This is a genomic window from Bythopirellula polymerisocia (genome assembly GCF_007860015.1).
Taxonomy (GTDB): Bacteria; Planctomycetota; Planctomycetia; order Pirellulales; family Lacipirellulaceae; genus Bythopirellula; species Bythopirellula polymerisocia.
This window is the reverse complement of the sequence record NZ_SJPS01000004.1, coordinates 411,406-436,662: the sequence shown is the minus strand read 5'-3', so window position 1 is coordinate 436,662 and position 25,257 is coordinate 411,406. Positions and strand designations below refer to the sequence as shown.

Sequence of the window (25,257 nt, the reverse complement as noted above, 5' to 3'; positions counted from 1 at the left end):
TGCTATTCTCAATCTGATAATTGTTTTCTCTGCGATCTGCTGCCAAACTGAGTTGATGAAACGTCAAGCTGCGAAACTCCGCGATGATGCTCTGAGGATTTGGCATGCCGGCGTGGCGGCTGTGCAGCCATCAACCCTAATTCCAGATTATGTTGCAGTGGAGGGTCGCACACTATTATTGGGCAATCAAGAATTTGACCTCGGTTCCATCAATAACATTGCAGTCGTAGGTGCCGGCAAAGCGGGGGCTTCGTTGGCCGTCGCCCTAGAGAAAGCCCTAGGCGACCAAGTGCTACACGAGAAAAATGTAGCCGGCTGGGTGAATATCCCAGACGAGACTCTGCTGCCGGCCAAGTCGATTCATTTGCATCAGGCACGTCCTACGGGGGTGAACGAGCCCAGGGAAGCGGGAGCGTTCGGGACAGAAAGAATACTCGAAATAGTTGCAGACCTTGGTCCGGATGATTTGTGTATCTGCTTGCTCACAGGGGGAGGCTCGGCCCTTTTGCCAGCGCCTATTCAAGGATTATCCCTCGCAGAGAAATGTGAACTGATTCGTGAAATCTCGGCCAGCGGAGGAAATATTCACCAACTTAACGCTGTGCGACGCGAGTTGAGTCGAGTGAAAGGAGGAGGGCTGGCACGTGCCTGCCGGGCGGGTCAGTTGGTAACTCTTATTCTTTCGGATGTCTTAGGGGACGATCTCGAGACCATCGCATCAGGGCCGACCGTGCTCCGCAAATCGACTCCCGATCTAGCAATTCAAGTCTTGCACGACTTGGGAGTCCAAGATCAACCTGCGGCGCAGAAGGCAATTCTATTGCTTGAAAAGAAAGAGAAATTGGCACCATCATCCGATGTCACGCATCAATGTTCGGTATCGAATATCGTCATCGGCAACAACGCCACGGCGGTCGATGGGGCCGGTTGCGAAGCAGAGCGATTGGGCTATAGCCATGCGATGATATCTGCCAGCGAATCCGAAGGATCTGCAGAACAAGTTGCGGCGCATGTCGCCACCATGGCGCTCTCTATGCGAGGGCAAGAAGGTCCAGATTGCCTAATCTCTGGGGGGGAACCGACCGTCAAATTGTGTCCCTCAAGTGAGCGAGGACTAGGAGGACGCAACCAGCAACTCGCACTGGCGATGTTGGATGCAATCGCTGATTGGCGGGGACTCAGCCTCGTGGCGGGAGGCACAGATGGCGAAGATGGACCCACTGACGCCGCGGGAGCGATCGTGGACGAAGAAATCGCAGAGCGAGCGAACAAACTGGGATTAGAGCCAGCAGAGTTCCTCAGGCGCAATGACGCCTATCACTTCTTCGAAGCAGTGGGTGGCTTACTCAAAACTGGGCCGACGCAAACCAATGTCTGCGATCTGCGCGTAGTCACGGTTGCTCGCCAAGGTACAAGCGGTTGTTAGTCCCACCACCATTGGTCTGCCGGGAGGTCACCGAGCTTTATCTCAGCACGGGCGGCGGCGACTGACCCAGCTTCATCATCCAGGAGATTGTCGGCATCCATGGCTTGGCTGGCGTCAATCTGCACACCACCACCAACCGGGGTCGCTAAATGAGACCCCTTCCAGATACTATTCACTGCAGAGGCAACCTTCTCTGGTGCATTGTAAGTCTCCACAGGATATGCCTTTTCGTCCCCCAAGACGGAGAGATCCCAATCGGCCTGCCCGTAATAATCATTCTTCTGTATCAGGGCCGCGACGACCAACATGTCGATGCAGTTGCGAAGCTGTGCATAAACTGGATCACGCTCGGCCAATTGTCCATAGTGATCAGTAAAACCCTTGGTAAAGCGTTCGCTAGCTCGATTCTGTCTGCCGGCTTGTTGGCGCTGCCCACTGGAACTCACGACTTCATCTTCACCAATCAGTTTCACACCGTTACCAACCAATTCGGCAGCGAGGCCATCTTCAGACGTACGAATCCGTTGATAGTCCGGCACAAACCACCAACGACACATCGCGTTACGAGCCATGGCACCGAAATTTGCCAGCGAGATGTAACTCCGAATTCGGGCGGCAGGTTCCTCCAGCCCGATACCGATGAGTTTCATGCGATAGTCGGCTTCGACCATGATGCGAGCAAAACGAGTCGTCGCGGGAATTCCACCTACAGTGACCAGTTGTAATCCAAGGCTTTCTTGCAGACCGTTGACTATGTACTGCTCGTCGCCAGGGCCAATTTGCCGACCGATTGAGCTGAGGAACTGTTGCATCCGAACTAGCCCTTCATCAGTTGCGTCAATCGAGCAATAAACAATCGGATTGGAATTCTTGCTTGGTGGGAATGTACGCAGCGCCACGATCAACTCTTCGAGTTCGAGAATAGGCTGTCCACTCTCGATGCCAACTAGGCGGCCAGCGTAGTCCTGCATCCAACCCTCGGCAGGACCAGCAATAACGATGTCCTTTGATTCTGGATAGTAAAACACATACTTGATGCGTGTGAGACCCGCGAGGCATTTCATGGCTTCATCAGGTCCATGCCCTTCGCTAATTGCTTGCTGAGTCAAACGGGCTAGTCGCGTGAGTGAAACCTTGCGCAGCTTGCTCGGTTTTGCAATATCAGCATCCAAAGAAGCCAAAGCTTGTGCGGCACGCTCACGGGAAAGAAATCCGTTGGGATCACCACTTGTGAGCCGCTGGAGCACACCATTGGCATCCACTGCCACGCCAGCAGCAATCAAGCCAGTACCATTGCCAGTACCTGTGCCTCCACCTGTGCCTCCACCTGTGCCTCCACCTGTACCTCCACCTGTGCCTCCACCTGTACCTCCGCCTGTACCTCCACCTGTACCCTGTCCATTGGAGATTTGCAGGCTGGCAGTTGCCAACAGCCCAAGAGCTAAGACGAGGGCAGAATAGATGCCTCGGCGAAATGAGTTCAACGATGTTCGCATGGGTACCTCAAAGCTATCAAGCGAAAGAGTCTGTTCCGAAGGATTTCAAGAGTCCCACTAGAGTCTCATCCCGAGCGACTACTAAAAGTCGGCGGAACAGGCAATTGGGGCCCACCTTTATCGTAATTGGGGATTCCGAGAGAAGCAAGGAATTGTAGCCCCCGAGTTTCTTTGGCAGATGCCCCCCCGGCGTTGAGCGGATCGAGAGTTTTTCTCGCTGAAATCGCCATATTCGGCCCTTTCGGCGTGTCCCCCCCAACCGCCAAACCATGCCAGGAATGTGGCGTAAACTCATCGCGAATGATGCTTTATGGCAACGCTTCGCCCTGCAGGCGTTAGATTTTATCAGTTAGATAATCCGTGCCGGGCTGGGCATTGAACCAGTGCAGCAACGGGTCGTACTGAGATTCAGATTCTCCATGGACAGACCACGCTTAATAAGTTCCACGCCAAAGCTAGTGCTCGCCCTTGCAGCACTCGTTGTTAGCGGCTGCGCTTGTCTGCCTCGCATCGACCCCTCAGGAGAACGATTTTTTATTTGGCCAAATCAGGAAGCAACCTCTGCGGTCCTAGCCGCTCCGGCGATAGGGAACCCCGTTGCTCCCCCTGTCTTCACCGATCCAGTATTTCCCCAGGCCACGATGCCCACTGCCAGTGCCGCAGCGGCTAGTACTTTCGGTGCCCCAGTTCAGCCTGGAAATACTGTCGCTCCAGAGACGCTTACCATTTCGCCTGAACGAGTGCTTGCGCCTATAGGCAGCGAAGTGATTTTGAAAGCGGGCATTTGCACGGATAGCAACTATCTGGTGACTGACCAAAAAATCGAGTGGCTTGTTGCACGGCAAAATGCCGGCGAAATCGTCGAACTGGGGGGTAAGGGGTACTGCCGCAATCCTCTCTTGCCGTGGAATAAACCGAAAAAAATAGATAACCAGTTTGGCATCGGTTACACCGCCAAGGTCCCGATGACGATAAACCGCGGCACGGAGGACCCCAGTGACGATGTCGAGATCGAGCCAGGCCACGCTTGGGCGAGTATCACTTCTCCCGTGGAAGGCTCCAGCCACGTGACGGCCGTGGCACCCGTGGTCGACGGCTGGCCCCAGCGCCGTGCTAGCGCTACTATCTATTGGGTCGACGTGCAGTGGACTTTCCCCGCTTCAAGCGTATCTGGAGGTTCCTCACGGATTCTTACCACCAACGTCCGTCGTCAATCAGACGGTACACCGCTGGAAGGTTGGCTTGTGCGTTACGAAGTAGCCGAAGGAGGCGGAGCACTTTCCGGGGGACAATCCGGTCAGGCAGTCGAAGTTCCTACCGGTGCCGATGGCAACGCGAGTATCGATGTCACACCGACTGGTGGAGCGGGGAATATGACCCGCATCAACATGCAGATTGTCCGACCAGCTCGGTTCGCTGGAAGCGATATGCCTCGCTTGGTAGTGGCAAACGGTGCGACTAATGTAGTTTGGGATGGCAGCAGCACTTATCTTCCACCGGCAGACGACCTCGGTACTCCTTCCCCCTCCTTTCCAACTCCCGGCAACGGAGAAACCACCCCAATCACACCAGCTGAACCTGCCGTGGTGCAACGACCCAACTTAGAATTGGAAGTCCAAGGAGAGCAAACTGGTCAGGTGGGAGGGGAAGCACGGTTTGAAGTAGTGATTCGCAATCGAGGCAATGCCGCCGCGACGGGAATTACAATTAACGATCGCTTTGACGAGGGTTTTCGCCATCCCAACGACAATTTGGGATCTCGCAATATCGACAAACCTCTCTCCATCACACTTGGCCCGGGGCAGTCACATACTGAGTACATCACCTTTGAAATCGTCCGCGCAGGGAACCTGTGCCACGATATAATAGTCCGTTGTCGGGAAGGGTCCGAAGCCTCAAAACGCGTATGCGTGGACGTGGTCCCATCTGCAACTCAAGCGAACTCGGGTTTGGAAGTCCGCAAGGACGGAGTAAGGCAAGTCATGGTAGGAAAAACAACACTATTCACGCTATCGGTAAAGAACACAGGTGCTGTTCCCCTCTCGAATGTACAAGTATTAGACGAATATGACAGTGTCTTCCTGGCGAAGCCGCTCACACCCAACTTCAGGGAGATCCCTAATTCCGGCAACAAACCAACCTTTCTTTGGCAAATCCCTCGCTTGGAAGTAGGTGCAACTGAGCGTTTCGAGGTGGAGTGTGTTGGTCAGGCCAGAAAGCAGCGGGCTTGTAGCATAGCTCAAGTCGAGGCTGACGGAGGGCCTGGAATTGGCATGGTTCCTAGTGCGGACGACCATTGTCTCGAGATCGTTGACGCTCGCAATCCAGAAACGGGCGGCACGGCCGATGTCGTTCCTCCCGCTGGTTCTGCTGGGGGCTTACGACTTTCGATCTCGCCTTACAACAAGAAACCACTTGCAGGCAGCCGCGCAACGTATCAATTCTTTGTCGAGAATAGCACAAACAACACGGACGAGCAGATACAACTGCGTGTGTTGTTCCCTCCAGAGATAATCCCAGACATGGCCACGCTGCAGTCAGTTGTGGCTGGGCAACTCAATGGAAATGAACTAGGGTTCAATCCTGTCGCCAGTATCCGCGCCAATGAACGGCTAAGTTTTACTGTCACGACCTCAGTACTCAAGGCAGGTATCGTAAACATTACCGCCGAGGTGGTTAGCAAGAATTTTCCCCAAGGAATCCAAAAGACCGAGCAAGTAGAAATCGTTGGCTTCTAATTCGCTCGGGAAATGGCTTTTCCCTCATCCCTCAAAACCGCCTCCACCATGCCCCGCTTCGTCCTCCTTCGCCACGAATGCCCCAGTGAGTACAAGCCGAGCCATTGGGACCTGATGCTGGAGCTGGATGGTATGCTAGCAACCTGGGAGCTGCTTGAGTTGCCAGCAGCTTGGGCGGAAGCGTTGAATCTTGTTCATCGGGAAACCGGCTCCCAGATTACCGCCACCCGGCTGCCCGAACATCGGCTCGCCTACCTCACCTACGAAGGTCCCCTCTCAGGCGGTCGGGGAACTGTGGCTTGCTGCGATAGGGGTAAACTAGATATCCGAGAACTGAGATCTGAGCGTATTCTCGTCGAACTCGAGGGCAAGTTTCTGCGATGCAGCGTGGAATTGGATAGCTCTGATACCGCTGGCCAGTGGCAGATGCGTTTATCCGATTCTCAGAAGTGATGCCGGGGGAATTGGGCAGAATACAAAGCCTTCGTAAAGGTGTGACTCAGGATAACTGCAAAGCCAGAAAACCCAAAGATATCATAGCCACAGAGAACACCGAGAGCAGTGAGAATTCCTTGTTATCTGTGCTCTGCGATCTCTGTGGCTATTTTTAATTGGCTAATTTGCGACTTTGCAATTCTCCTGAGGTGTGCCCGGGCTGGCGTTGACCAAGTTTGCCTATCCACTAGAATCTTACCTCTCTTAACGAATCGAGGCCCAACTCGCGCGCAGACCCATACTGATGCCCCAAGTGATGACAGAAAACTCCGAAAACCAGTCAGACAAATTCTCTCCCTTGGAGAGTAACCGCCGCGAGAAAATGGCTCGGCTCGTAGAGCTAGGAATTGACCCCTGGGGAGGACGATTCGACGACCGCACACTCATTGCGGAAATTCGCGCAGCTGCAGGTGACATCTTCTATCAGCTCGAAGATGGCACTTCGCTGCCGCTTCCAGACTTCGAACAACAAAGTTCCGAGTTCAACTTTCGCCAGTGGAAGGCCGACCAGGGAAAAGGAAAAATCGTTGGGCCACGTGTGCGTGCGGCTGGCAGGATTGTGCTCCATCGCGACAAGGGGAAACTGCACTTCATCGACATCCGCGATATGACGGGCCAGATTCAACTGATGGTCGGCCAGAAACAAGTAGGAGACGATTGGAAGGTCGTTGAACTACTAGACTTGGGAGACCTCATCGGCGTCGATGGTGATCTGGTGCGGTCCAATACGGGAGAGCTTTCTATTGCTGCCGAGCGGATCCATTTTCTCACGAAGTCGATTGAGACCCCTCCCGATAAGCATGGCGGCTTACAAGATGTTGAGCTTCGTCAGCGGCAACGCTATCTCGACTTGACTTACACCGAGGGAGTACTCGAGCGCTTCTTGAACCGGACGAAAATCGTCCGCTCGATCCGGGAGACGCTTAATGGCCAGGGATTTGTCGAGGTGGAAGGGCCCACTCTTCACTCCATAGCCGGGGGTGCCGCTGCGCGGCCATTCTCCACGCACCATAACACGCTCGATATGGACCTCACGCTACGTATTGCGCTAGAACTGCACCTCAAGCGTCTGATGGTCGGCGGGATCGAGCGTGTCTATGAATTGGGCCGTGTTTATCGGAACGAGGGGATAAGTCCTAAGCACAATCCCGAGTTCACTATGCTTGAGGTCTATCAGGCATATGGAGACTATCGCTCAATGATGGACCTCACGGAGGCCTGCATCTGCAACGCGATCCAGGCCATCGGACAGCCTTTCATGTTGTCCTGGGGCGACAATACGATCGATTTCACCCCCCCGTTCGCCCGACGCACATACGCCGAGCTATTTGAAGAAGCTACAGGCATCGATACCGAATCCACGGCCGCTGAAGCAGCCATCGCCGGACTTGCGAAGGAGCTTCACATTGAGACAGTAGGTCGACACCCAGACGTGATTAAGAGCGATGTGTTTGAAGCAAAGGTCGAGGACGCCCTCGTGGGACCAATTTTTGTCATGGACTACCCGGCGAGCATCTGCCCTCTGACCAAGCGCAAGCGAGACAATCCGGCCATTGCCGAACGATTTGAGCTATTTATCCACGGAATGGAAGTTGCCAATGCCTATACGGAACTCAACGATCCTGACTTGCAGGAGGAGCTCTTCCGTACCCAGTTGGACGGCCTAAGCGAAGAAGACTCGATGGCCAAAATGGACACGGACTTTGTGCGTGCGCTCCGACACGGGATGCCCCCCGCAGGGGGATTAGGAATTGGCATCGATCGCTTGGTGATGCTGCTTACCAACACGCAAACAATCCGCGATGTGATTTTGTTCCCGCTTTTGAGATCTGAGAAATAACAACTAGATGCAGGGAGCTAACACTCCCCGCTCGCCTTGGACCACGGATGGTTTCCTATGTATAAGCTACTTCTCTGCTGGCGGTATCTGCGTACGCGCTATATTGCATTGGTCTGCATTGTGAGTGTGATGCTGGGAGTGGCGACGATGATCGTCGTCAATAGCGTCATGGCCGGTTTTACTCACGAAATGCAAGCCCGCATAAATGGCATGTTGGGGGACCTCATCTTTGAGAGCCGCTCAATGGATGGCGTGCTTGATGCTGACGCTCACATGCAAAAAATCAAGGGAATTGCAGGTGACTCTATTATCGGCATGAGTCCCACCGTACATGTGCCTGGCCTGATGTATATCGACATCAACGACCAATTGCTCACGCGTCAGATCACAATGGTGGGCATCGACGAAGCGACCTATTCAAGCGTAAGTGCATTTGGCGATTATTTGCAGCACCCCAAGAACCGAGAGCAACTTACTTTTTCGCTTCGGGAAGGTGGGTACGACACCTTTGACCATCAGCTTCCTGACCAAAGTGAGCAGCAGCCCCGCACCCAGATGGAGCAGGCCGGTTGGTGGTATCGCAAGCAGAAGGCCATGCTTAAGAAACAACGGCAATTAATTACCGCCTCACCCTCTACAGAATCGGAGCACAAGAATCCTTTCGGGGTTCCGGCGACTGATGAAGGGGAAGGCCGTGACTTTGACATGGCCACCGAGCAGCACGTCGGTATCGTCATGGGAATTGGTGTCTGTGGCTATCGTACTGCCGACGGCAGTGATCATTTCGTGGCCCTACCAGGTGATGATGTCCGTGTGAGTTTTCCAGCAGCCACGCTCCCACCCAAGGCAATCAATGAACATTACACGATCACGGATTTCTACGAGAGCAAAATGAGCGAATACGATTCCAGCTTCGTATTTGTCCCTCTGCGTGCACTGCAAAAAAGCCGTGGCATGATCGATCCAACTTCCGGCGTCGGTAAGTTTACTTCGATCCAGATCAAACTGGCTCCAGGTGCAAACGCCGAGTCAGTTCGTGACGCATTACAAAATGCCTTTCCTGCTCAGTTTTACATGGTCAGCACTTGGCGCGATAAGCAAGGTCCACTGCTTGCGGCCGTGAATATGGAGACGGCTGTGCTAAACGTTTTGCTATTCATGATTATTGCTGTCGCGGGTTTTGGTATTTTCGCAATCTTCCTGATGATCGTCGTAGAAAAAACCCGTGACATTGGGATCCTCAAGTCACTTGGAGCCTCGGGCAGCGGCGTGATGGGAATTTTCCTGGGTTATGGTTTGAGCCTTGGCATCGTCGGTTCGGGAGTCGGTCTGCTGCTAGGATTATCCTTCGTCGCAAACATCAATGAGATCGCGGATCTGTTAGGTCGAATTACAGGTCAGCCTGTGTTTGACCCCTCTGTGTATTACTTCTATAAGATCCCGACAATTGTCGCCCCCTTCACTGTTACTTGGATCTGTGTGGGGGCTGTATTGATTGCCGTCTTGGCCAGTGTGTTTCCTGCACTGCGGGCCGCAAATCTTCATCCTGTGAGGGCCTTGCGCTATGAGTAGTATCACAGATCCACGACAGGCAAGACCAGCCCTGCGACTCAGCGAGGGGACCTCTGCCCTGGCAACACAGCCTCTTCCTGCAAGAGTGCAAATCGCAACTCGGCAACTGTTTAAGAGCTACCAAAAGGGTTCGTTCGGCATCCCTGTGCTGCAGGGAATTGATTTGGAAATCTACGAAGGGGAGTTTCTCGCCATCGTCGGGTCAAGCGGATGCGGAAAGAGCACGCTGCTGCACCTGCTCGGTACTCTCGACAGGCCTGATGCGGGTGAGGTGCATTTCGATGGCCATCGGATCGACAATCTCCCCAGTGCCAGCCGCGATATTCTGAGAAACAAGCATTTTGGGATGATCTTTCAGTTCTACCACTTGCTCCCTGAACTGACGGCTCTGGAGAACGTGCTGGCCCCTGCTCTGATTGCCGAGAGTACTCTCGGATACTGGTTCCGGCGGGGCGAACATCGCCGTCGGGCGGCCGAACTGCTGGAACTCGTAGGCGTCTCGCACAGGATGAAGCACAAACCTCGAGAACTCTCAGGGGGCGAAATGCAGCGGGCTGCAATCGCGCGGGCCCTTCTTAACAAGCCACGGGTCTTGCTGGCGGATGAACCTACAGGAAACCTTGACCGATCCACCGGCAAGCAAATCATGAAAATTCTCGGCGAGTTGAACCAACAGGAAAAGCTCACTATAGTCATGGTGACCCACGACCCCTGGATCGCAGAGCAGGCCGACCGGACCGTAAAGCTGGTCGAAGGCCGCATCCAGGGAGCCTAACGGCGAACCCGACTGCTTCCTAGTCTGTCTCTGCTTGAATCATTCCGTACTCCCCTATCCGAAGTCTGCAATTTCTTTATGTCTCGACAAATCTATATCAACGGCGCATTTGTCCCTCAAGAAGAGGCCAAGATAAGCGTATTCGACCATGGACTCCTCTATGGCGATGGAGTGTTCGAGGGACTTCGGAGTTATGGAGGCAAAATCTTCCGCCTGGAGCAGCACATTCGGCGGCTCTATGAATCAGCCCGAGCTATCTGCTTGGAAATACCGCTCTCGCAAAATCAGATGTGCCAGGCGGTCAGCGAATCGGTCAAGAAAAATGGCCTCTCCGATGGCTACGTCCGAGCGCTAGTGACCCGCGGTGCTGGCACCCTAGGACTCGATCCCAATCGCTGTAGCAATCCCCAGGTGATTATCATTGCCGACACGATCGCGCTCTACCCTCAAGAACTTTACGACAACGGCTTGGAGATCATAACCACCAGCATAAGCCGCAACCACCCCTCGGCACTCAGCCCAAGAATCAAGTCGCTCAACTATCTCAACAACATTTTGGCAAAGATCGAAGGCCTCAAGGCAGGCTGCATTGAGGCCCTGATGCTTAACCATAAGGGCGAAGTCGCCGAATGCACAGGGGACAATATTTTTCTGGTGCGGGATGAGGTACTCACCACACCACCACTAGATGCCGGGATTCTCGCCGGGATCACTCGCGAAGCGGTCATCGAATTGGCCCGAGCTGCCGGGACAGAAGTTCAAGAAATCTCGCTGACCAAGCACGATGTCTACGTGGCCGATGAATGTTTTCTCACAGGTACCGCCGCCGAAGTGATCCCTGTGGTCAAGGTCGATGATCGGCCCATCGGCACCGGCAAGCCGGGGCCAGTGACCAAGGACCTCACAGATCGGTTCCACAAGCTGGCACGGTCGTAGTCAACACACAACGATGCCCAGGGATTGCAATCCCTGGGCATTGTTGTGGCTCACTCCACCCGCCAGTCGGCCAGATGAATCTCCACCGAAGTGCGGCCACGGAAGTTGTTGATAACCGGGCGGAAGGCAATCGACATAGGGCCCTCGATACCGGCAAGTTCCGATTCCCAATCGCCACCGCCGAAGGCCACGGCCCGCATCTTGATGCCATATTGGTCAAACATCATAGACAGATGCCGCCCCGTCGATCCTATCCGCTTGGGTGCGCCTGAGAGTCGCACCTCGGTCGCGCAGAGCATCGGGGCAGAGTTGCCTTGCCCAAATGGGGCCAAACTCTCTATCTGTTCGACCGTATGTCGAGTGAGCATCTGTAACGACGCCTCTGCATCGACAAGTAAATCTTCTTGCTTGTGCCCTTCGTTGAGCTGCTCCGCGGCGATCTGGCAGAACGCCTTGCGAAACGCGGCAATGTTGTCAGGGGCAATCCGCAGGCCGGCTGCTGCTGCGTGGCCGCCATGGCTTTCCAGCAAGTGCCCACACTCGGCGAGCGCCTCATGCAAGTTGAAGCCGGGCACACTCCGTGCAGAGCCGATCCCTGGTTTCACGCCGAGCGGATCATTGGCGATCATCACCACGGGACAAGAATGCTTTTCGGCCAGCCTGCCTGCCACAATGCCGATCACGCCCGCGTGCCAGTCGTGGTCGGCCAGCACCAAGGCCGGGGCTTGGTCAGGATCGCCATGGGTACGGGCCTGCTTAGCGGCTGCACGAGCCATCGAGCGTTCAAGAGTTTGTCGCTGGAGGTTCAATTCTTCCATGTACTGGGCAATTGTATCGGCCCTTTGAGGGCTTTCGGTGGTCAATAGTTCGATGGCCAATTCCGCCTGGCCCAATCGTCCAGCGGCGTTGAGCCGAGGCCCAATGGAATATCCCAAGTCATCCCCCGCGAGATGTGATTTCCCGTGAAGTTTTGTCGATCGCAGCAAGGCAGCTATGCCGATGTTTGGTTCGGATTTCAGACAGCCTAAGCCGTAGCGGACCAAGATACGATTTTCGTCGACCAAAGGCACCACATCGGCCACGGTTCCAATGGCAGCCAGCCCAACCGCTTGAAGCAGAAAACTCCGCAGCCGATCGGTGACCTTTTGCCCCTCGCTGGCAAATTGGCAAACGGCCCAAGCGACTTTGAATGCGACCGCCGCACCGCACAATCCAGCGAAAGGATAGTCGCCGCCCGGCAGCCCCGGATGGACAATCGCGGCCGCTGGTGGGAGCTGATCGGCCATCTGATGATGATCGGTGATAATAAGTGTGAGACCCAAGTCGCGGGCATGTTGGGCCTCAGCAACGCTGGCGACGCCGCAATCGACCGTGATGACCAGTTTCGAACCTTGGCTGGCGATTTTATCCAGGGCTTCGACATTCAAGCTGTAGCCTTCATCGATCCGATGCGGCACGTAATAGTCGACATCCGCATGCAGCAACTTCAGACAGCGAAAGAGAATCGCAGTAGCTGTCATCCCATCGGCATCGTAGTCGCCGTAAATGGTGATCTTGTCGCCAGACTGAATGGCTGCGTATATGATCTCGGCAGCCTGCGTGGCACCTGGTAGCAGCGCAGGATCGCGTAGCCCATTGAGCTTGGGATCGAGAAATTGCCGAGCAACATCCGGATCGCTGATACCACGAGAGAGTAGCAATTGGGCAACCACGGCCGGGATGCCCGCTGACTGCTGCAAGGCAGCAACGCAGTCAGCATCATAGTTGGCAATTCGCCAGCGTTTGGGCATGTCGTCCGTGAATCAGAAGCAGAAGTCCGTGGTGAAAAATCGCGCCGACTACGGCTATTTTTTCTTCTCAGTGTGGACGGTGTGGCGGCGCAAGCGAGGAGAGTACTTTTTCAGCTTTAATTTCTCGCCTCCGAGCTTACGGCGGATCGTGTAGTTATAGTCGCCCGTCTCTTCACAAACCAAAAAGACGGTCTCGACCTTTTTCTTGCGTTTACCAGATTTCTTAGCCATCGTATCTTCTCAAATCGAGTCTATAACACGCCCGCCAGGATTCCTACGTGCGGGGGTGTCGAACAAGTGCGAAACAGCAGATTCTAGGCTTTTTTATCCGTTGCATCCAGTGGTTAATCAGAGGATTATTTTGCCGGGTAACGGAACCCGATAAGGGGTTATACTTGAAGATGCGGGAAGCAGTGAGTTTCGGAAGCTTACGCATTCAGCTGGACAAGCTCAAATCCGGAGGCTTACGCGTCCGGCTCACCGTGACAGAGACCAAGGCCGACCCACGTGAATCCTTCGCACGCCGACAATTCATCGCTCGTCGCCAGTTCGGCTCCTATCGTGCCGCTTGTGGAAAATCCGACCCATACTTCCCCCGAGGCTTCCTCTCGCACCTCTTCCAATGGTTCAGAAAGTTCTCGATCTCACCCCCTCAAATCGGTCAAGGGCTGGTTCCTCGACTGGATATCCGACAGCGAATCCTGCTCTTGGCTGGCCAGCGGCGTTACCCATCTGGCCATCGTAATTGCTTTGTCCCTGATCGTTATTACACATCGAGGCAGCGGACCAGACTGGACCCTGGAAGGGACGGCAACAAACGAGTTACCGCAAGAATTGGATATTGAGTTGAACCAATTGCCTTCAGTGGGTGATGATCTGGAGAATGAAAGCTCGGCACCAACAGCCATGGGGATTCCTGATTTGCAATTCGGCACTACCTCGGTCGACATTACCCAGCCATTGATCGCTCCCATGGCAACTGCCTCGGTCGATGCCTTGGCTACAGAGATGGTGGACATCGGCAATCCCTTGGCGTCCGCTGGAGGTGGTCTTGAAGGCCGTAACCTCGAAAACCGACGTAGCATTGCCCTTTCAGGCGGTGGTTCGGAATCGAGTGAAGCTGCCGTCGAAGCGGGTCTTAAATGGCTGGCAGCTCATCAGCTCGAAGATGGGAGCTGGTCCTTTCTTCTCGATGAAGAGCACTGCCCCCAATGTGCCGGCAAGTGTCGTAATCCAGGAGTTCTTGATTCGAGTACCGGCGCCACGGGACTGGCCCTGTTGTGTTTTCTTGGTGCCGGTTACACACAACACGAAGGACCCTACCAGGAAGTGGTCGCAAATGGTCTGTACTTTCTGATTAACAGGATGATGCTCACTCCCGATGGAGGAGACCTGCGAGACGTCACGGAACTCACTCTGCCGTTCGCCGACCGCATGTCTATTCGCAAACGGGGCGACATGTACTCCCACGCCATTGCAACTCTGGCATTGAGCGAAGATTATGCCATGACCCGGGATCCTAATATTGCGGCTCCGGCGCAAGATGCAATCGATTTTATCGTCAGCGCCCAACATGCATTAGGAGGATGGCGGTATGAACCTCGACAGCCTGGAGACTTATCCGTAACCGGTTGGCAGCTGATGGCCCTCAAAAGCGGTGTCCTGGGAAGGCTCGATATACCTAGGCACGTGTGGTATCGAGCGGCTGAATTCCTAGATAGTGTCGAGGCGGAGAAAGGGGCCGCCTACGGCTACCAGCAGCCCTCCACCACGCGACCTGCGATGAGCTCAGTGGGTCTGTATGGGCGTATGATGATCGGCTGGCCGCAGGATCATCCCCCGCTGCTAAAGGGGGCAGCTGCCCTCGCCAAGGAGGATCCCCGCAAGTCGAATATGTACTTCAATTACTATACCAGCCAGGTGCTCCACCATGTGGGAGGATCCGGCTGGCGTAGATGGAATCCGCGGATGCGCAACTATCTGGTGCAATCCCAATCCGACTCAGGTCATGAAAACGGAAGTTGGTACTTCGATGAAGCCTGGAGCGACCGCGGCGGTCGACTCTATACAACGACGCTCGCAATTCTCACACTCGAGGTCTACTACCGCTATATGCCAATGTACCAGGCAGAGTTCGTGGAAGAGGCACCGTAGGTGGCATTCGAGCTGAGTCTCAACTCTCTTTCAGTTTAGCAATTTCTTCTTCTGCCCGAGCGATGTCGGCTTCGATTCGTGCCGGTTCATCGGGGTCATCGGGTTGTTGCTTGGCGGCGGCTAACAATACCTGTGACTGCGAAATCTTTTTTCGTAAGACTTCGATTCGTTTCTTGGCTTTTTTGTCCATCGTGCTTCCCTCTTTTGATGCAGTGTTTTTTACGTCGACAGCGAGATTGCCAACAATTCAATGGTAGTTGCGCAAGATGGCTGCGAGCACCAGAATGGTAAGACTTGCTGTCCAAGCCACATTAAGCCATTTGCCCATCTTCTGGCGGAACCGCTCAGCGGCAGCAGTCTTTCCGGCGAGAATAGCCGCCAGAAACATAACCAAAAGTCCTAGCAGAAACTTCACGCCGAAAAGAGCATGGTACGTTGGGGGTAGTGGCGTCCCGTCGAACTTGGCCGTTCGCAGGATCGTGATGAAATTATAGAGCCCGCTTGCCAGCAGCATCAGAGTGGCGATGCCGACCCACTTAGCCCAAACCTGGCGACGACCGGCAAAACAGGCATCCACTCCTTCAGGGGACAGGATGGATCGCTGATAGAATAACCCGCCAGCCAAGATGACTGCCCCCAATATATGTACTACTCTGAGAAAGACCTGCAATGCAAACGCACCGTCGAGTGTTGGCTGAGCCTGGCCAAAAACTGTCGAGCCGAATATGAGTGGTTCCATCTGACAAATTGACGTGAGCATGTGTGTCCTCCAGTAGTGGATGTTTTCCAATTCGTTTGTAATCGATAGTAATAATATTCTAATTCAGTCCCGCCAAAAACTCGGCATCACCAGCACCAGAACGGCAAACAACTCTAGTCGCCCCAGCATCATCAAGAGAGTGAACAGAATCTTTGATGAATCCGAGAAAGGAGCGTAGTTTCTGGTAGCACCCACGATTCCGAGGCCTGGACCAATGTTGTGAAGCGTGGCACAGACGGCAGTCCCGGAATCGATCAGCTTGTTATGTGCTGGGTGTCCTGCTTCGATCCATGTACGATCCAACTCGATCCACGTCAGTCCCAACCAACTCATCACGATTATCGCTCCAATGAGTCCTACATAGACGAGGATATTGCGAGGCAGATCGGGATCAGTCACTGCTTCGCCCGCCAACCGAATGTGTCGCACAACCGCAGGATGAAAGGACCGCTCAACCTCTCTACCCAAGATTTTTGTGTACAAGATGATCCGGATGACTTTCATGCCACCACCGGTACTCCCCGCACATCCGCCGACGAACATTAAGACCACCAGTAATCCTCTGCTAAAATTATTCCAAAGGTCGAAGTCTGCCGTGCAGAATCCTGTGGTTGTCATGATCGAGACCACCTGAAACAATCCGTCGCGAAAGGCCAGTTCAAATTCGGCACCCGCTGAGAGTTTATCCTGTCGGTCGAAGTCGTGCGACTCAAAGATTCCGACCACGATCACAAGTGCAGTAGCAATCGCAAGGATTCCCATGTAGGTACGCCACTCAGGATCCGTAATAAACTTTCTAAACTTACCCAGCGTAAGTAGATAGATCAGGGTGAAATTTGTGCCCGCCAGAATCATGAACACGATCACCGTATACTCGATTGTTTTGGAGTTAAAACCGCCGAGACTGGCATTTAAGGTACTAAAACCACCCGTGGCCATTGTTCCAAAGGCATGGCAAATCGCTTCAAACCAAGTCATTCCTTCCAGGCGAAGAATAATAGTTAAGATCAGGTTTAACGCGCAGTAAATCGCGGCAAAATTCCAGGCCGCATGTTGCATTCGTTCTTGGGAACCTTCTTTGCTGGGCCCTGGCATCTCAGCCCGCATCAGCGCCTTCCCCGCAGATCCCTGGCCCAGTATGGCCACAAAAAGCACAATGATACCCAGTCCTCCGAGAAAATGGGTACTCGAACGCCAAAACAATATGCACCGCGGCACCCACTGTTGGTTCTCAATGTCGGTAAGGACGGTTGCTCCTGTAGTGCTAAAACCGGACTGGCTCTCGAAAATGCTGTCCGCCAAGCCCATCGGAATCTCCTGGCCATCGATACTGGTATAGATGGTTTCACTGAAATAGTAGGGCAACCCACCCAACACGGTGGCGAGTACCCAACTAAGTCCAACTACTGCCATCGCTTCTTTCCGATAGAGAGTGTCGGAAACTTTGCCACCGGCCATTCGGAGAGATAATCCCACAATGCCGCAAACGCCCACGGTGAGCAATAAAGACCAGAACCCGCGGGTCTCGAACTCGCTTTGACCACCGATCTCTGGCCAAGCAGCCGAAATACTGAAGAGCATCGTCAAGCCGATAAGCCAGGCAATCACACTAAGTTGTCGGGCTACGATTCGGAGATTCATATTCAGTATTGGTGGAGTGGGTGAGTAAGTTAGTTAGTAGGTGATATGGGTGCCGTCTGGCTCGGTATGCCTGCCCACTTACTCACAATAGAACCGGATTGAATTAAGTGCGAGTGGGTGACGACCTTACCAAAGCACTAAAACACCTTCTCGATAGACTCAATCATCTCGTCTGCAATCAGTGCTATGACCGTGTCTCCTGGCATAAACTGATAGTCCCCTCCAGGCACCGCCGCGAAACCTTCTCGAATGACAGCCGCGATCAAAGTCTGTGAAGGAAGCCCTAAATTTGCCAGAACATGCTCGGTTGCAGGGGAACCCTCTTTAACATCGATTTCCAGGACGCTCAAGTTGCTTCCTTCGCTAAGCATTGTCTTAGAAACAATCGGTCCATTGGTCAAAAAGCCTAGAACCTGCTTTGCAACAACTTCACGAGGGCTCACGGCGTGATCGATTCCGAGTTTCCCGACCACATGAGCATAATCGGGGCGCCCCACCAATGCCATGATCGTATTGGCCCCAATATCGCGAGCCTCAACCGAAGCCATGATGTTGTCTTCATCATCTCCTGTGCAGGCAACAAACACGTCGGAAGCGGATACTCGCTCTTCTTCGAGAATTGCCCGACGAGTGGCATCCCGATTCACGACCGTAGTTTGCTTGAGATGGCTCGCCAGGAATTCGCATCGATCCCGGTCCAGCTCGATCAAAACTACGTTGTGGTGACCTCCTTCAAGCACATTAGCCAGATGATAGCCTGTCTCACCGCCACCCGCGATCACTACTCGCTGCTTCTGGTTGGTATCGCTGCAAAACAAGGACTTTACATCGTCTATCTCGTGCCGCGTGCCAATTATCGTGAGCCGATCGCCTAACTGAATCTTGTCCTCCGCACCAGCAATCCACGTTCTGCCATCTCGGCTTAGCGAACCTATGCGCACATTTTTCGATAGTTCCAACTCCTTGAGGGCTTTTCCAACCCCCTTCTTTTCCTTCGAGACCATCACTTCGTGGACTTCGAGCTCGCCTCGTGCCAGGCTCTCTACAACTACAGAACCAGGGTGGCGAATTCCCCGGGCTAGTTCCAGGGCGGTGAGATGTTCAAGGCTCAGCAAACGGTCGATACCGAAATGCCGACGGTAGTCGAACGTGCTCAAGTCGCGAAACACGGGGGCATAGACCCGTGCAACCGCTCGATTGGCCCCCATCGCTTTGGCCATGCTGGCAGAGACGATATTCACCTCGTCTAAGCCGGTCACTGCCAGGCAAAGATCAGCACTACCTACGCCCGCCTGGAATAAAATACTCGATTGCGAAGCGGACCCGGTGATCCCGCGCACGTCAAAATTTTCATTGATGTGGCGGATACGATCTGCGTTGGTATCAACAACCGTAACGCTATGACGATGCAGGCATAGCAGAGATGCGATTGATCTCCCAACGGTTCCTGCCCCCAAAACTACAATTCGCATTAGATAGAGCTTGGTTGAAATCGATGATACGGAGAAACTTATAGCCAGTGAACAAGCTATACGGGCCTGCTAGTCGGAATTATCTGCCTTGGAGGGACACAGGTCACCTCAATGACGCGAAAGCGATTCTAAGATGTCTGAGGCTTCAGCGAAAGGCGTTTCTCACTTGAGCCCCAGAATAGCCGCGAAGATATGAGCTCAATTAATAGCAGTCCAAGACCAAGACCACAAAGAAACCCCGCTCAAGTTGCAGGCCAGCACTTAATGGATAGAGGCGCGCGGTGAGCATTACTCGACAGGGTCATCACCTTCGATGGGAGTATCTGCTTCAGGCTCCGGCCTTTGGCCACTCCCCTCAACGCGACGCTTGTGCTCCGCAATATCATCAAAATACTTGCGTTCCTGATCGCTTGCTTCCACGATTTCCCACAAAGGAAAACTGGCGTCCACTTCTTCATCGCTAAGTCTCAAGTCCAATTGTTGCAGAATCTCGTTGTACTTGTCGACGTATTCCATGAGGTCGGAGCCTGTGGTCGAGTCGAACTCCAAACTGGGATGCGCATCGAGTACTTTTGCCCAGAGGTCGAAACTTTGTTCGTACAATCGTCGCGCTTCGAGCAGGTCAGCATCTTCCTTAAAGGCTTGATTCGCCGCATGGGCCAACTCGCGTGCGCGGAGAGCGTCTGAGGTTTGCTCAAAATCAGTTCGAGTTTTCCAATAGTCGTAATTGGATACTTGTCGGTTATTCTTGATCAGGAAAATTCGATCTTGAATCTCGGCAATTTGATTGGCGAGCTTATTAGCCTGAGCGGCCTTGTCGGGGTACTTTTTTGCGATTTGTTCTGCAATTTCCTGCATCGACACATCAAGTGAGGCATCCGCTTCTGCCGCCAAGCGTTGCTGTTCCTCGGTCCGGATGCTCTCCGGCACCGCCAATGCTGCGACCACCTCAGCGGGTAAATTGGCACGCTTTTCGGCGACGATCTCATCGCGAACACCGGGGGCGAGGTTTTGGAATTCACTTTCCAACTTTCTCGCAACTAACTCCTCGCGATTCAGATCAGCAAGTCGAATCAAACTGCCTCTCGAAGATTGCATTTCACGGTTGCCATAATCATTCCACAGCTTGCTGGCAGTTCTCCAAGCGGCACGCGCCTTCTCCTGGAAGACACCATCTTCTTCAATCGCTTCGGCATAGTTGATCTGAGACATCGCAGGTGCGGCGAAAAAAGTTGTCGGATTCTTTTGTCCGATGCTCTTCTTTTTATCGTCCACTACTGAGACTGAGTCTTCATATTCGCGACGCGAGACAAGCCAATTGTCTCTTTGCTCTGGCGGGGGCGGGTTGCCGTCGAAGAATCGATTATGAAAATCATCGTCTGCCTTAAACAGCCGGCGATACTCAACACGCTCATCGGCACGACCAATCTTATTGCCAATAAACCATCCCAGTTCCGAAATCAGGTGGGGATTGAACTGATTGTATTTCGTTCCCTCCTTCAAGAAATCGATTCCCCGAGTCACATAGCTGTACCGATCACGGACGTCATCCAACTCGACCGACACGTTGTAGGCCAGGTTCCACGCTTGGTACTTCCAAAAAGAGATGAAATAGGGTTGCAGCTTGGCAAGCTGCTCAAGGGTCGCCCGAAAATTGGTCCAATCTTCGCGTTTTTTGTAGTCGTTGGCTTTGTTCCATAAGATCGAGACCGCAATCCCGCGCAAGCCGAGAGTCGCCATCCGAATGGTCTCGCTGGCAGGATCGATTGCGCCGAGATTCGATTGGCCCAGACCCGCTTCCTGGCGCACAAGGGCAAGCTTGCCGCCATCGTCGTCCACAGTCGCCGGTGCACCCAAATACGAAATCGGGAATAGCAACACTGCCAACAACACCACGTAAATGATCTTGCGATAAAATGAATTATTTTCGGTCATCGGGCGACCTCACGTGTGCGGAACAAGAAGTAACCGAGTATCGACATCCCCACTACATAAGCCAAACACATCGTCAAATTTTGGAAGACAAGGTCCGCGGGCACATTGAAACCATAAGCCGCAAAATCCACCGTACTCAGTTTGGAAAAATCAGGTAGCACTTGGGCAAGTGACAACATGAGACTCTCATACACCCAGTCCACACCCTTTATGAGTCGAGTAACCGCACTGTCTTCGAGAGCACTAATCATGTTCATCTGCGTGATCAACCGATAAAACGACTCGATCGGACCACCACCGTACTGAGGTCCCTGGGCCACATCGACAAAAAACGGTCGAAAGAAACCTAGTACGATAAACGACACCGTAAACAACATAGCCACCGGGCCGCTTAAGAGGGTACTCGCCGCCACTCCAATGGCAATCACAATCACCATTTGCACCCAAATACTCAGGCACACTTTGACGTAATTCACCATCGGAGAGGCATCACGCATCCGGATATACATATCCGGCTGAGCAAAGCCGAAATACTGTCCTCGCTCTAAGCACTGTACGCGGATTTCCAGCTGACCGTTCGAGCTCACCAGATCTTTGTATAAATCCAATTCTGAATTATCCGTTCCAGTGAGCTTTCGGGGGATGGCACGCTCATCAATCTTGGCGTCTAGAGCCGCGAAGGGGATCAGGTCACTAGTGAGCCCCGTCTCGGGATTCCGTACTTGAATCGAACCTGTGATCGCCTTACCAATGGTTCCCTTGTGAGTACGGAAAACGCGGACGATCAAACCGATTGGTAGTCCCCCCTCCTCCTCGGAATTCAGAGCTTCACTAATCTTGTCAAAGGTCCAAATCGCGGTTGCCTGAGTGCTTCCATCGACAAAGCTGCGGTAGGTCCATTCACTCCCCACACTGATGCCACGCTCTTTGGGAACCCCCTGGCGATCGAGAAAAGTCAGCTTGCCCCACTGGGGCACTCTGGCCCGCATGATCCCGTCTGCTCCGAGGACCATTCCCTTTCCACCACGTTGGACAATCTTGTGAGTATGGCCAAAATTTCCCAAGGCGAAACCGTCGCCGTTCGTATCCAGCTCCACGTCGTGGCGATGATAATTTTCGAGTGTTGTCCGGCCATCTTTACCAATGTTCGCGCCATCAGCATCAGTGACATTTTTTAGGCTCACTTCATCGATGCCGTGGGTGTGATCCAGCGAGCGATTCACGAAGACATAGCTGCAAACGCCCATGATCGCCAACAAAATCGTCCCCACTGCTGTAAAACCGAGGATGCGACCGAGGACGATTTCTCCCAATCGCACCGGCTTGGTCACAATGGTGTAGATAGTCTTCGTTTTGAAATCATTCGGCAGACTAAACGCACTCAAAAGAAGGGCGATCCCTAACACGAGATAGGTGGTCGCCGTGAGTACAAAACTGATATAGAGCTTCGCCGGATCCTGGTGATTCTTTTTCAAGAACCAACTGGCGAATATCAGAATAATGAAGAACACCACCAAGGCCACAACCACGCGACGCCGCCACGCCTCTTTCATGGCCAACCCCGCCAGGGCCATCACGCGCCGGGGGGAGGTCTCGAAGAGCTCTCGCACCCCATTGGTGATCGTACGATAGACAATATCGCCGCCACGAAGCAGACCATGTCGGGCAGCCGCGATGACGTAACCCAGCATGAGTCCCAACAGCCCTAACCCAAGGGCGACCAACAAGAATCGCGGCAAAGCACCGATCGAACCGGCTCCGCCGCTCCACAGCCACTGAAAATAGGGCAAGATTTCGTGTTCAAGAACCATAGTCGAATAATGTCGGCAAGCCAGGGTTAGGAGGTCGAAAGAGTGGGATCTGACGCTGACCGGGGTGGCTAGGTGTCGCTGGTTACCGGTTCAACATTAGCTCGGCGACCAGGCCGCGCTTCGCTGTCTCGCACGATCGACAGGAACAATTCCTCTAGCGTCGTACTCGGGTTGTCCATTTCGATCAATTCACCTTGATGGCGAGAAATACAATCGCGAATCTCGGTCTGACATTCAGGCGAAAGGTTGCGGGCACGAATCTGTGTTACATCCGCCACGGTCAAAAGCGTATCTACTCGACCCAATTCCTTCAGTTCCCCTTGGTGCAAAATTGCAATGCGATCGCAAACGTCCTGCACGTCAGCCAACAAGTGGCTGCACATCACCACGGTCTTTCCCTCCCCCTTGAGCCGCAAGATCATGTCCTTCATCTCACGAGTACCAATGGGATCGAGACCACTGGTGGGTTCGTCGAGCAGAATCAACTCAGGGTCGTTGATAAGTGCCTGGGCCAACCCAATACGACGGGTCATGCCCTTGGAATACTCCTGCAATTGGCGCTTGCGAGCCTTGTCCAGCCCAACCATCTTGATCAATGCATCGACTCGCTCACGGCGGGTCTCGGCCGGCATATCAAAAAGTCGTCCGTAAAAATCCAGGGTCTCTTCCGCATTAAGAAACCGATAGAGATACGATTCTTCGGGAAGATATCCGATCCGCTCGTTCTTACTGACGTCGGTCGATCGCTTGCCAAAAACGATTGCCTCACCCTCGGTAGGAAATAGCAGCCCCAGGATGAGCTTGATCGTGGTGGTCTTCCCAGATCCATTGGGACCCAAGAGGCCAAACACTTCGCCACGTTGAATTTCCAAGTCCAATGGTTTCAGAGCTCGCACTTTCTGACGGCCCCAGAAATCACGGTACACCTTCGATAGTGCCCGCGTTTGAATAACTATGTCTTCGCTCATGGATTAGATCGTGGAAAATCAGGTCTGAGTAAAAATACAATAAATGCCACATTGGGCAATTAACACAGCTGGCGATAAACACAACAACTCAATCACGCATACGCCTCTACCAGCTGTACGGTTCGCAGAGGCACCAAAAACTCGGCAAGAACATCTCTTTATGCGCTATGTTACTTGCCTGCCATCCTTGTCGCAAAGCAAGTTGCCAGTATAAGTTACGACTAGCGGGCAAGCAACTACCGAGCTAAAAAGGCTGTTGTTTGCCTCCTCGATCGTTCTTCGATCTAGAAAGCGAGTCTGCGTGATGGCAGGACTGCGATCAGCTTGAAAATGCCACCTCAGCCCGCTAAGCTGCCTAGAAGGCCTTAGTCGGCAACAATTCTTCTAGATCGTTCGACTCTTCAAGCGAGTGGTGAAGGGGTAAACCCTCGATGTATATGCCCAGCGAGCATGTTGAAGTTAAACTCACCGACAACGTGGGCACGCTCATTCTCAATCGCCCAGACCACGGCAATGCCCTCTCACGCCGGATGGTTAGGCAACTCATTGAGGCGATCGAGGACCTCTATCGGGAAAAGCGGGTCCGCGCGATCATCCTCATTGGTGCGGGGGATACGTTTTGCGCAGGCAACGATCTGGAGGAAATCAGCGATGCTTGTTCGCTGCAACCTGATTGGGATTCGTCGCAAGAACGGTGGGGCGAAGACGCCGCTGACTTTCGTGAACTCATCGCCCGGATGCTGGAAACACCCAAACCAATTATCGCCGCCGTAAACGGAGCGGCGTTATCCCATGGTGCCGGACTCGTGTTGGCCTGCGACATTGTCGTCGGATGCGCTGAGAGTACGTTTGGGCTGCCTGATCCACGCCGCGGCATTGTAGCCGGGGTCGTCGCTCCGCTACTTTGCCACCGCCTAAGTGCGGGCCATGCTGCCCGACTTCTATTGACCTCGTCGATCATCGACGCCATAGAGGCGGCTCGCCTGGGTATTTTTCACGAACTTGTGGATGGGGACAAGGTCTGGGCTCGGGCGGTGGAACTGGGAAGAGAATGTGCCGAGGGTGCCCCCGAAGCCGTGCAGTTAACCAAACGAATTCTCAACGAAACTGTTGGTGAGCAACTGGATACACAGCTAACGGCTGGGGCCATTTTGCAAGCGACCTCCTTCACCACTGAGGCAGCCCAGGAAGGGATTGCCGCGTTTCTGGAAGAGCGCAAGCCCGAATGGAAATAGTCCCCCCATTTAAAATGTCTCACCAAGTTCAGCCTGCCCCGCTGGTGATGTGCGTTTTCGCACAGGGGCCGTCGGAACATCGCTTAACAAGCACACAAACTTTTTCTGCTGAACTTCTCTAGTGCCCGGATTGACTGGTTTCTCTCACTGGTACGCAACTTGCTGCCTATTGGCGCATTGTAGTGGCCGCATCCGGCAAGGACATAAGGAGAT

Annotated in this window: 19 protein-coding genes; 9 read left to right on the top strand and 10 right to left on the bottom strand. The window is 53.6% G+C overall.

The window, feature by feature from the left end; genetic code table 11:
• Nucleotides 1–55: 55 nt before the first annotated feature.
• Complete coding sequence (locus Pla144_RS14590) at nt 56–1,426, top strand: glycerate kinase type-2 family protein (protein WP_146451414.1); 1,371 nt, start codon at nt 56–58, stop codon at nt 1,424–1,426.
• On the opposite strand, the gene Pla144_RS14585 is transcribed toward Pla144_RS14590, so the two are convergent.
• Nucleotides 1,423–2,922, bottom strand: a complete 1,500-nt coding sequence (locus Pla144_RS14585) for a DUF1598 domain-containing protein (protein ID WP_197530698.1) — start codon at nt 2,920–2,922, stop codon at nt 1,423–1,425. The genes Pla144_RS14590 and Pla144_RS14585 overlap by 4 nt on opposite strands.
• A 419-nt stretch (nt 2,923–3,341) precedes the next feature.
• Here Pla144_RS14585 and Pla144_RS14575 point away from each other — a divergent pair, with 419 nt between their 5' ends.
• The 6 genes from Pla144_RS14575 to ilvE all read left to right on the top strand — a co-directional run bounded on the left by Pla144_RS14575 (nt 3,342) and on the right by ilvE (nt 11,278).
• Complete coding sequence (locus Pla144_RS14575; RefSeq protein WP_146451412.1) at nt 3,342–5,660, top strand: DUF11 domain-containing protein; 2,319 nt, start codon at nt 3,342–3,344, stop codon at nt 5,658–5,660.
• 48 nt (nt 5,661–5,708) lie between these two features.
• Nucleotides 5,709–6,113 carry a DNA polymerase ligase N-terminal domain-containing protein gene (locus Pla144_RS14570; protein WP_197530697.1) on the top strand — a complete coding sequence of 135 codons (405 nt, stop codon included), beginning with the start codon at nt 5,709–5,711 and terminating at the stop codon, nt 6,111–6,113.
• Between the two features lie 298 nt (nt 6,114–6,411).
• Nucleotides 6,412–7,995 (top strand): lysine--tRNA ligase, encoded by a 1,584-nt coding sequence (gene lysS, locus Pla144_RS14565; RefSeq protein WP_146451410.1) that lies wholly within the window; start codon nt 6,412–6,414, stop codon nt 7,993–7,995.
• A 57-nt stretch (nt 7,996–8,052) separates the two neighbouring features.
• Nucleotides 8,053–9,567 carry an ABC transporter permease gene (locus tag Pla144_RS14560; protein WP_146451409.1) on the top strand — a complete coding sequence of 505 codons (1,515 nt, stop codon included), beginning with the start codon at nt 8,053–8,055 and terminating at the stop codon, nt 9,565–9,567.
• Nucleotides 9,560–10,342 carry an ABC transporter ATP-binding protein gene (locus Pla144_RS14555; RefSeq protein ID WP_146451408.1) on the top strand — a complete coding sequence of 261 codons (783 nt, stop codon included), beginning with the start codon at nt 9,560–9,562 and terminating at the stop codon, nt 10,340–10,342. Before Pla144_RS14560 ends, Pla144_RS14555 begins: the two co-directional genes overlap by 8 nt.
• A 78-nt stretch (nt 10,343–10,420) precedes the next feature.
• A complete protein-coding gene (ilvE, locus tag Pla144_RS14550) occupies nt 10,421–11,278 on the top strand; it encodes a branched-chain-amino-acid transaminase (protein ID WP_146451407.1) in 858 nt (285 codons plus the stop codon).
• A gap of 50 nt (nt 11,279–11,328) precedes the next feature.
• Here ilvE and recJ read toward each other — a convergent pair whose 3' ends face one another.
• Entirely contained in the window at nt 11,329–13,068 is a 1,740-nt protein-coding gene (gene recJ, locus Pla144_RS14545) for a single-stranded-DNA-specific exonuclease RecJ (RefSeq protein ID WP_146451406.1), read from the bottom strand.
• Between the two features lie 54 nt (nt 13,069–13,122).
• Nucleotides 13,123–13,299 (bottom strand): 50S ribosomal protein L33, encoded by a 177-nt coding sequence (gene rpmG, locus Pla144_RS14540; RefSeq protein ID WP_146451405.1) that lies wholly within the window; start codon nt 13,297–13,299, stop codon nt 13,123–13,125.
• A 276-nt stretch (nt 13,300–13,575) separates the two neighbouring features.
• Between rpmG and Pla144_RS14535 the strand changes: the two genes are divergently transcribed.
• Nucleotides 13,576–15,222: a prenyltransferase/squalene oxidase repeat-containing protein gene (locus Pla144_RS14535; protein ID WP_146451404.1), complete on the top strand. Its 1,647-nt coding sequence runs from the start codon at nt 13,576–13,578 to the stop codon at nt 15,220–15,222.
• A 19-nt stretch (nt 15,223–15,241) separates the two neighbouring features.
• On the opposite strand, the gene Pla144_RS24645 is transcribed toward Pla144_RS14535, so the two are convergent.
• The 7 genes from Pla144_RS24645 to Pla144_RS14505 form a co-directional block, all read right to left on the bottom strand.
• A complete protein-coding gene (locus Pla144_RS24645; RefSeq protein ID WP_197530696.1) occupies nt 15,242–15,412 on the bottom strand; it encodes a hypothetical protein in 171 nt (56 codons plus the stop codon).
• A gap of 57 nt (nt 15,413–15,469) precedes the next feature.
• Nucleotides 15,470–15,982 carry a hypothetical protein gene (locus Pla144_RS14530; protein WP_146451403.1) on the bottom strand — a complete coding sequence of 171 codons (513 nt, stop codon included), beginning with the start codon at nt 15,980–15,982 and terminating at the stop codon, nt 15,470–15,472.
• Nucleotides 15,983–16,045: 63 nt separating this feature from the next.
• Nucleotides 16,046–17,623 (bottom strand): TrkH family potassium uptake protein, encoded by a 1,578-nt coding sequence (locus Pla144_RS14525; protein WP_146451402.1) that lies wholly within the window; start codon nt 17,621–17,623, stop codon nt 16,046–16,048.
• A gap of 137 nt (nt 17,624–17,760) precedes the next feature.
• Nucleotides 17,761–19,095: a Trk system potassium transporter TrkA gene (trkA, locus tag Pla144_RS14520; protein ID WP_231936373.1), complete on the bottom strand. Its 1,335-nt coding sequence runs from the start codon at nt 19,093–19,095 to the stop codon at nt 17,761–17,763.
• Nucleotides 19,096–19,383: 288 nt separating this feature from the next.
• Complete coding sequence (locus Pla144_RS14515; RefSeq protein ID WP_146451401.1) at nt 19,384–21,030, bottom strand: hypothetical protein; 1,647 nt, start codon at nt 21,028–21,030, stop codon at nt 19,384–19,386.
• The gene (locus tag Pla144_RS14510; protein ID WP_146451400.1) at nt 21,027–22,841 is read right to left on the bottom strand and encodes an ABC transporter permease; all 1,815 of its coding nucleotides are present in this window, start codon (nt 22,839–22,841) and stop codon (nt 21,027–21,029) included. The genes Pla144_RS14515 and Pla144_RS14510 overlap by 4 nt, the downstream gene beginning before the upstream one ends.
• Before the next feature lie 68 nt (nt 22,842–22,909).
• Nucleotides 22,910–23,809 (bottom strand): ABC transporter ATP-binding protein, encoded by a 900-nt coding sequence (locus Pla144_RS14505; RefSeq protein WP_146451399.1) that lies wholly within the window; start codon nt 23,807–23,809, stop codon nt 22,910–22,912.
• A gap of 431 nt (nt 23,810–24,240) precedes the next feature.
• Here Pla144_RS14505 and Pla144_RS14500 point away from each other — a divergent pair, with 431 nt between their 5' ends.
• On the top strand, nt 24,241–25,044 hold the full coding sequence (locus Pla144_RS14500; RefSeq protein ID WP_146451398.1) for an enoyl-CoA hydratase/isomerase family protein: 804 nt from the start codon (nt 24,241–24,243) through the stop codon (nt 25,042–25,044).
• Nucleotides 25,045–25,257: the final 213 nt, after the last annotated feature.

Bases quoted from the DNA above. Each gene is read 5' to 3' on its own strand.
- Pla144_RS14500 (WP_146451398.1), top strand. From the start codon at position 24,241: ATGTATATGCCCAGCGAGCATGTTGAAGTTAAACTCACCGACAACGTG.
- Pla144_RS14555 (WP_146451408.1), top strand. From the start codon at position 9,560: ATGAGTAGTATCACAGATCCACGACAGGCAAGACCAGCCCTGCGACTC.
- Pla144_RS14590 (WP_146451414.1), top strand. From the start codon at position 56: ATGAAACGTCAAGCTGCGAAACTCCGCGATGATGCTCTGAGGATTTGG.
- Pla144_RS14505 (WP_146451399.1), bottom strand. From the start codon at position 23,809: ATGAGCGAAGACATAGTTATTCAAACGCGGGCACTATCGAAGGTGTAC.
- Pla144_RS14525 (WP_146451402.1), bottom strand. From the start codon at position 17,623: ATGAATCTCCGAATCGTAGCCCGACAACTTAGTGTGATTGCCTGGCTT.
- Pla144_RS14510 (WP_146451400.1), bottom strand. From the start codon at position 22,841: ATGGTTCTTGAACACGAAATCTTGCCCTATTTTCAGTGGCTGTGGAGC.
- Pla144_RS14560 (WP_146451409.1), top strand. From the start codon at position 8,053: ATGTATAAGCTACTTCTCTGCTGGCGGTATCTGCGTACGCGCTATATT.
- ilvE (WP_146451407.1), top strand. From the start codon at position 10,421: ATGTCTCGACAAATCTATATCAACGGCGCATTTGTCCCTCAAGAAGAG.
- trkA (WP_231936373.1), bottom strand. From the start codon at position 19,095: ATGCGAATTGTAGTTTTGGGGGCAGGAACCGTTGGGAGATCAATCGCA.
- rpmG (WP_146451405.1), bottom strand. From the start codon at position 13,299: ATGGCTAAGAAATCTGGTAAACGCAAGAAAAAGGTCGAGACCGTCTTT.
- lysS (WP_146451410.1), top strand. From the start codon at position 6,412: ATGACAGAAAACTCCGAAAACCAGTCAGACAAATTCTCTCCCTTGGAG.
- Pla144_RS14585 (WP_197530698.1), bottom strand. From the start codon at position 2,922: ATGCGAACATCGTTGAACTCATTTCGCCGAGGCATCTATTCTGCCCTC.
- Pla144_RS14515 (WP_146451401.1), bottom strand. From the start codon at position 21,030: ATGACCGAAAATAATTCATTTTATCGCAAGATCATTTACGTGGTGTTG.
- recJ (WP_146451406.1), bottom strand. From the start codon at position 13,068: ATGCCCAAACGCTGGCGAATTGCCAACTATGATGCTGACTGCGTTGCT.
- Pla144_RS14530 (WP_146451403.1), bottom strand. From the start codon at position 15,982: ATGCTCACGTCAATTTGTCAGATGGAACCACTCATATTCGGCTCGACA.
- Pla144_RS14575 (WP_146451412.1), top strand. From the start codon at position 3,342: ATGGACAGACCACGCTTAATAAGTTCCACGCCAAAGCTAGTGCTCGCC.
- Pla144_RS24645 (WP_197530696.1), bottom strand. From the start codon at position 15,412: ATGGACAAAAAAGCCAAGAAACGAATCGAAGTCTTACGAAAAAAGATT.
- Pla144_RS14570 (WP_197530697.1), top strand. From the start codon at position 5,709: ATGCCCCGCTTCGTCCTCCTTCGCCACGAATGCCCCAGTGAGTACAAG.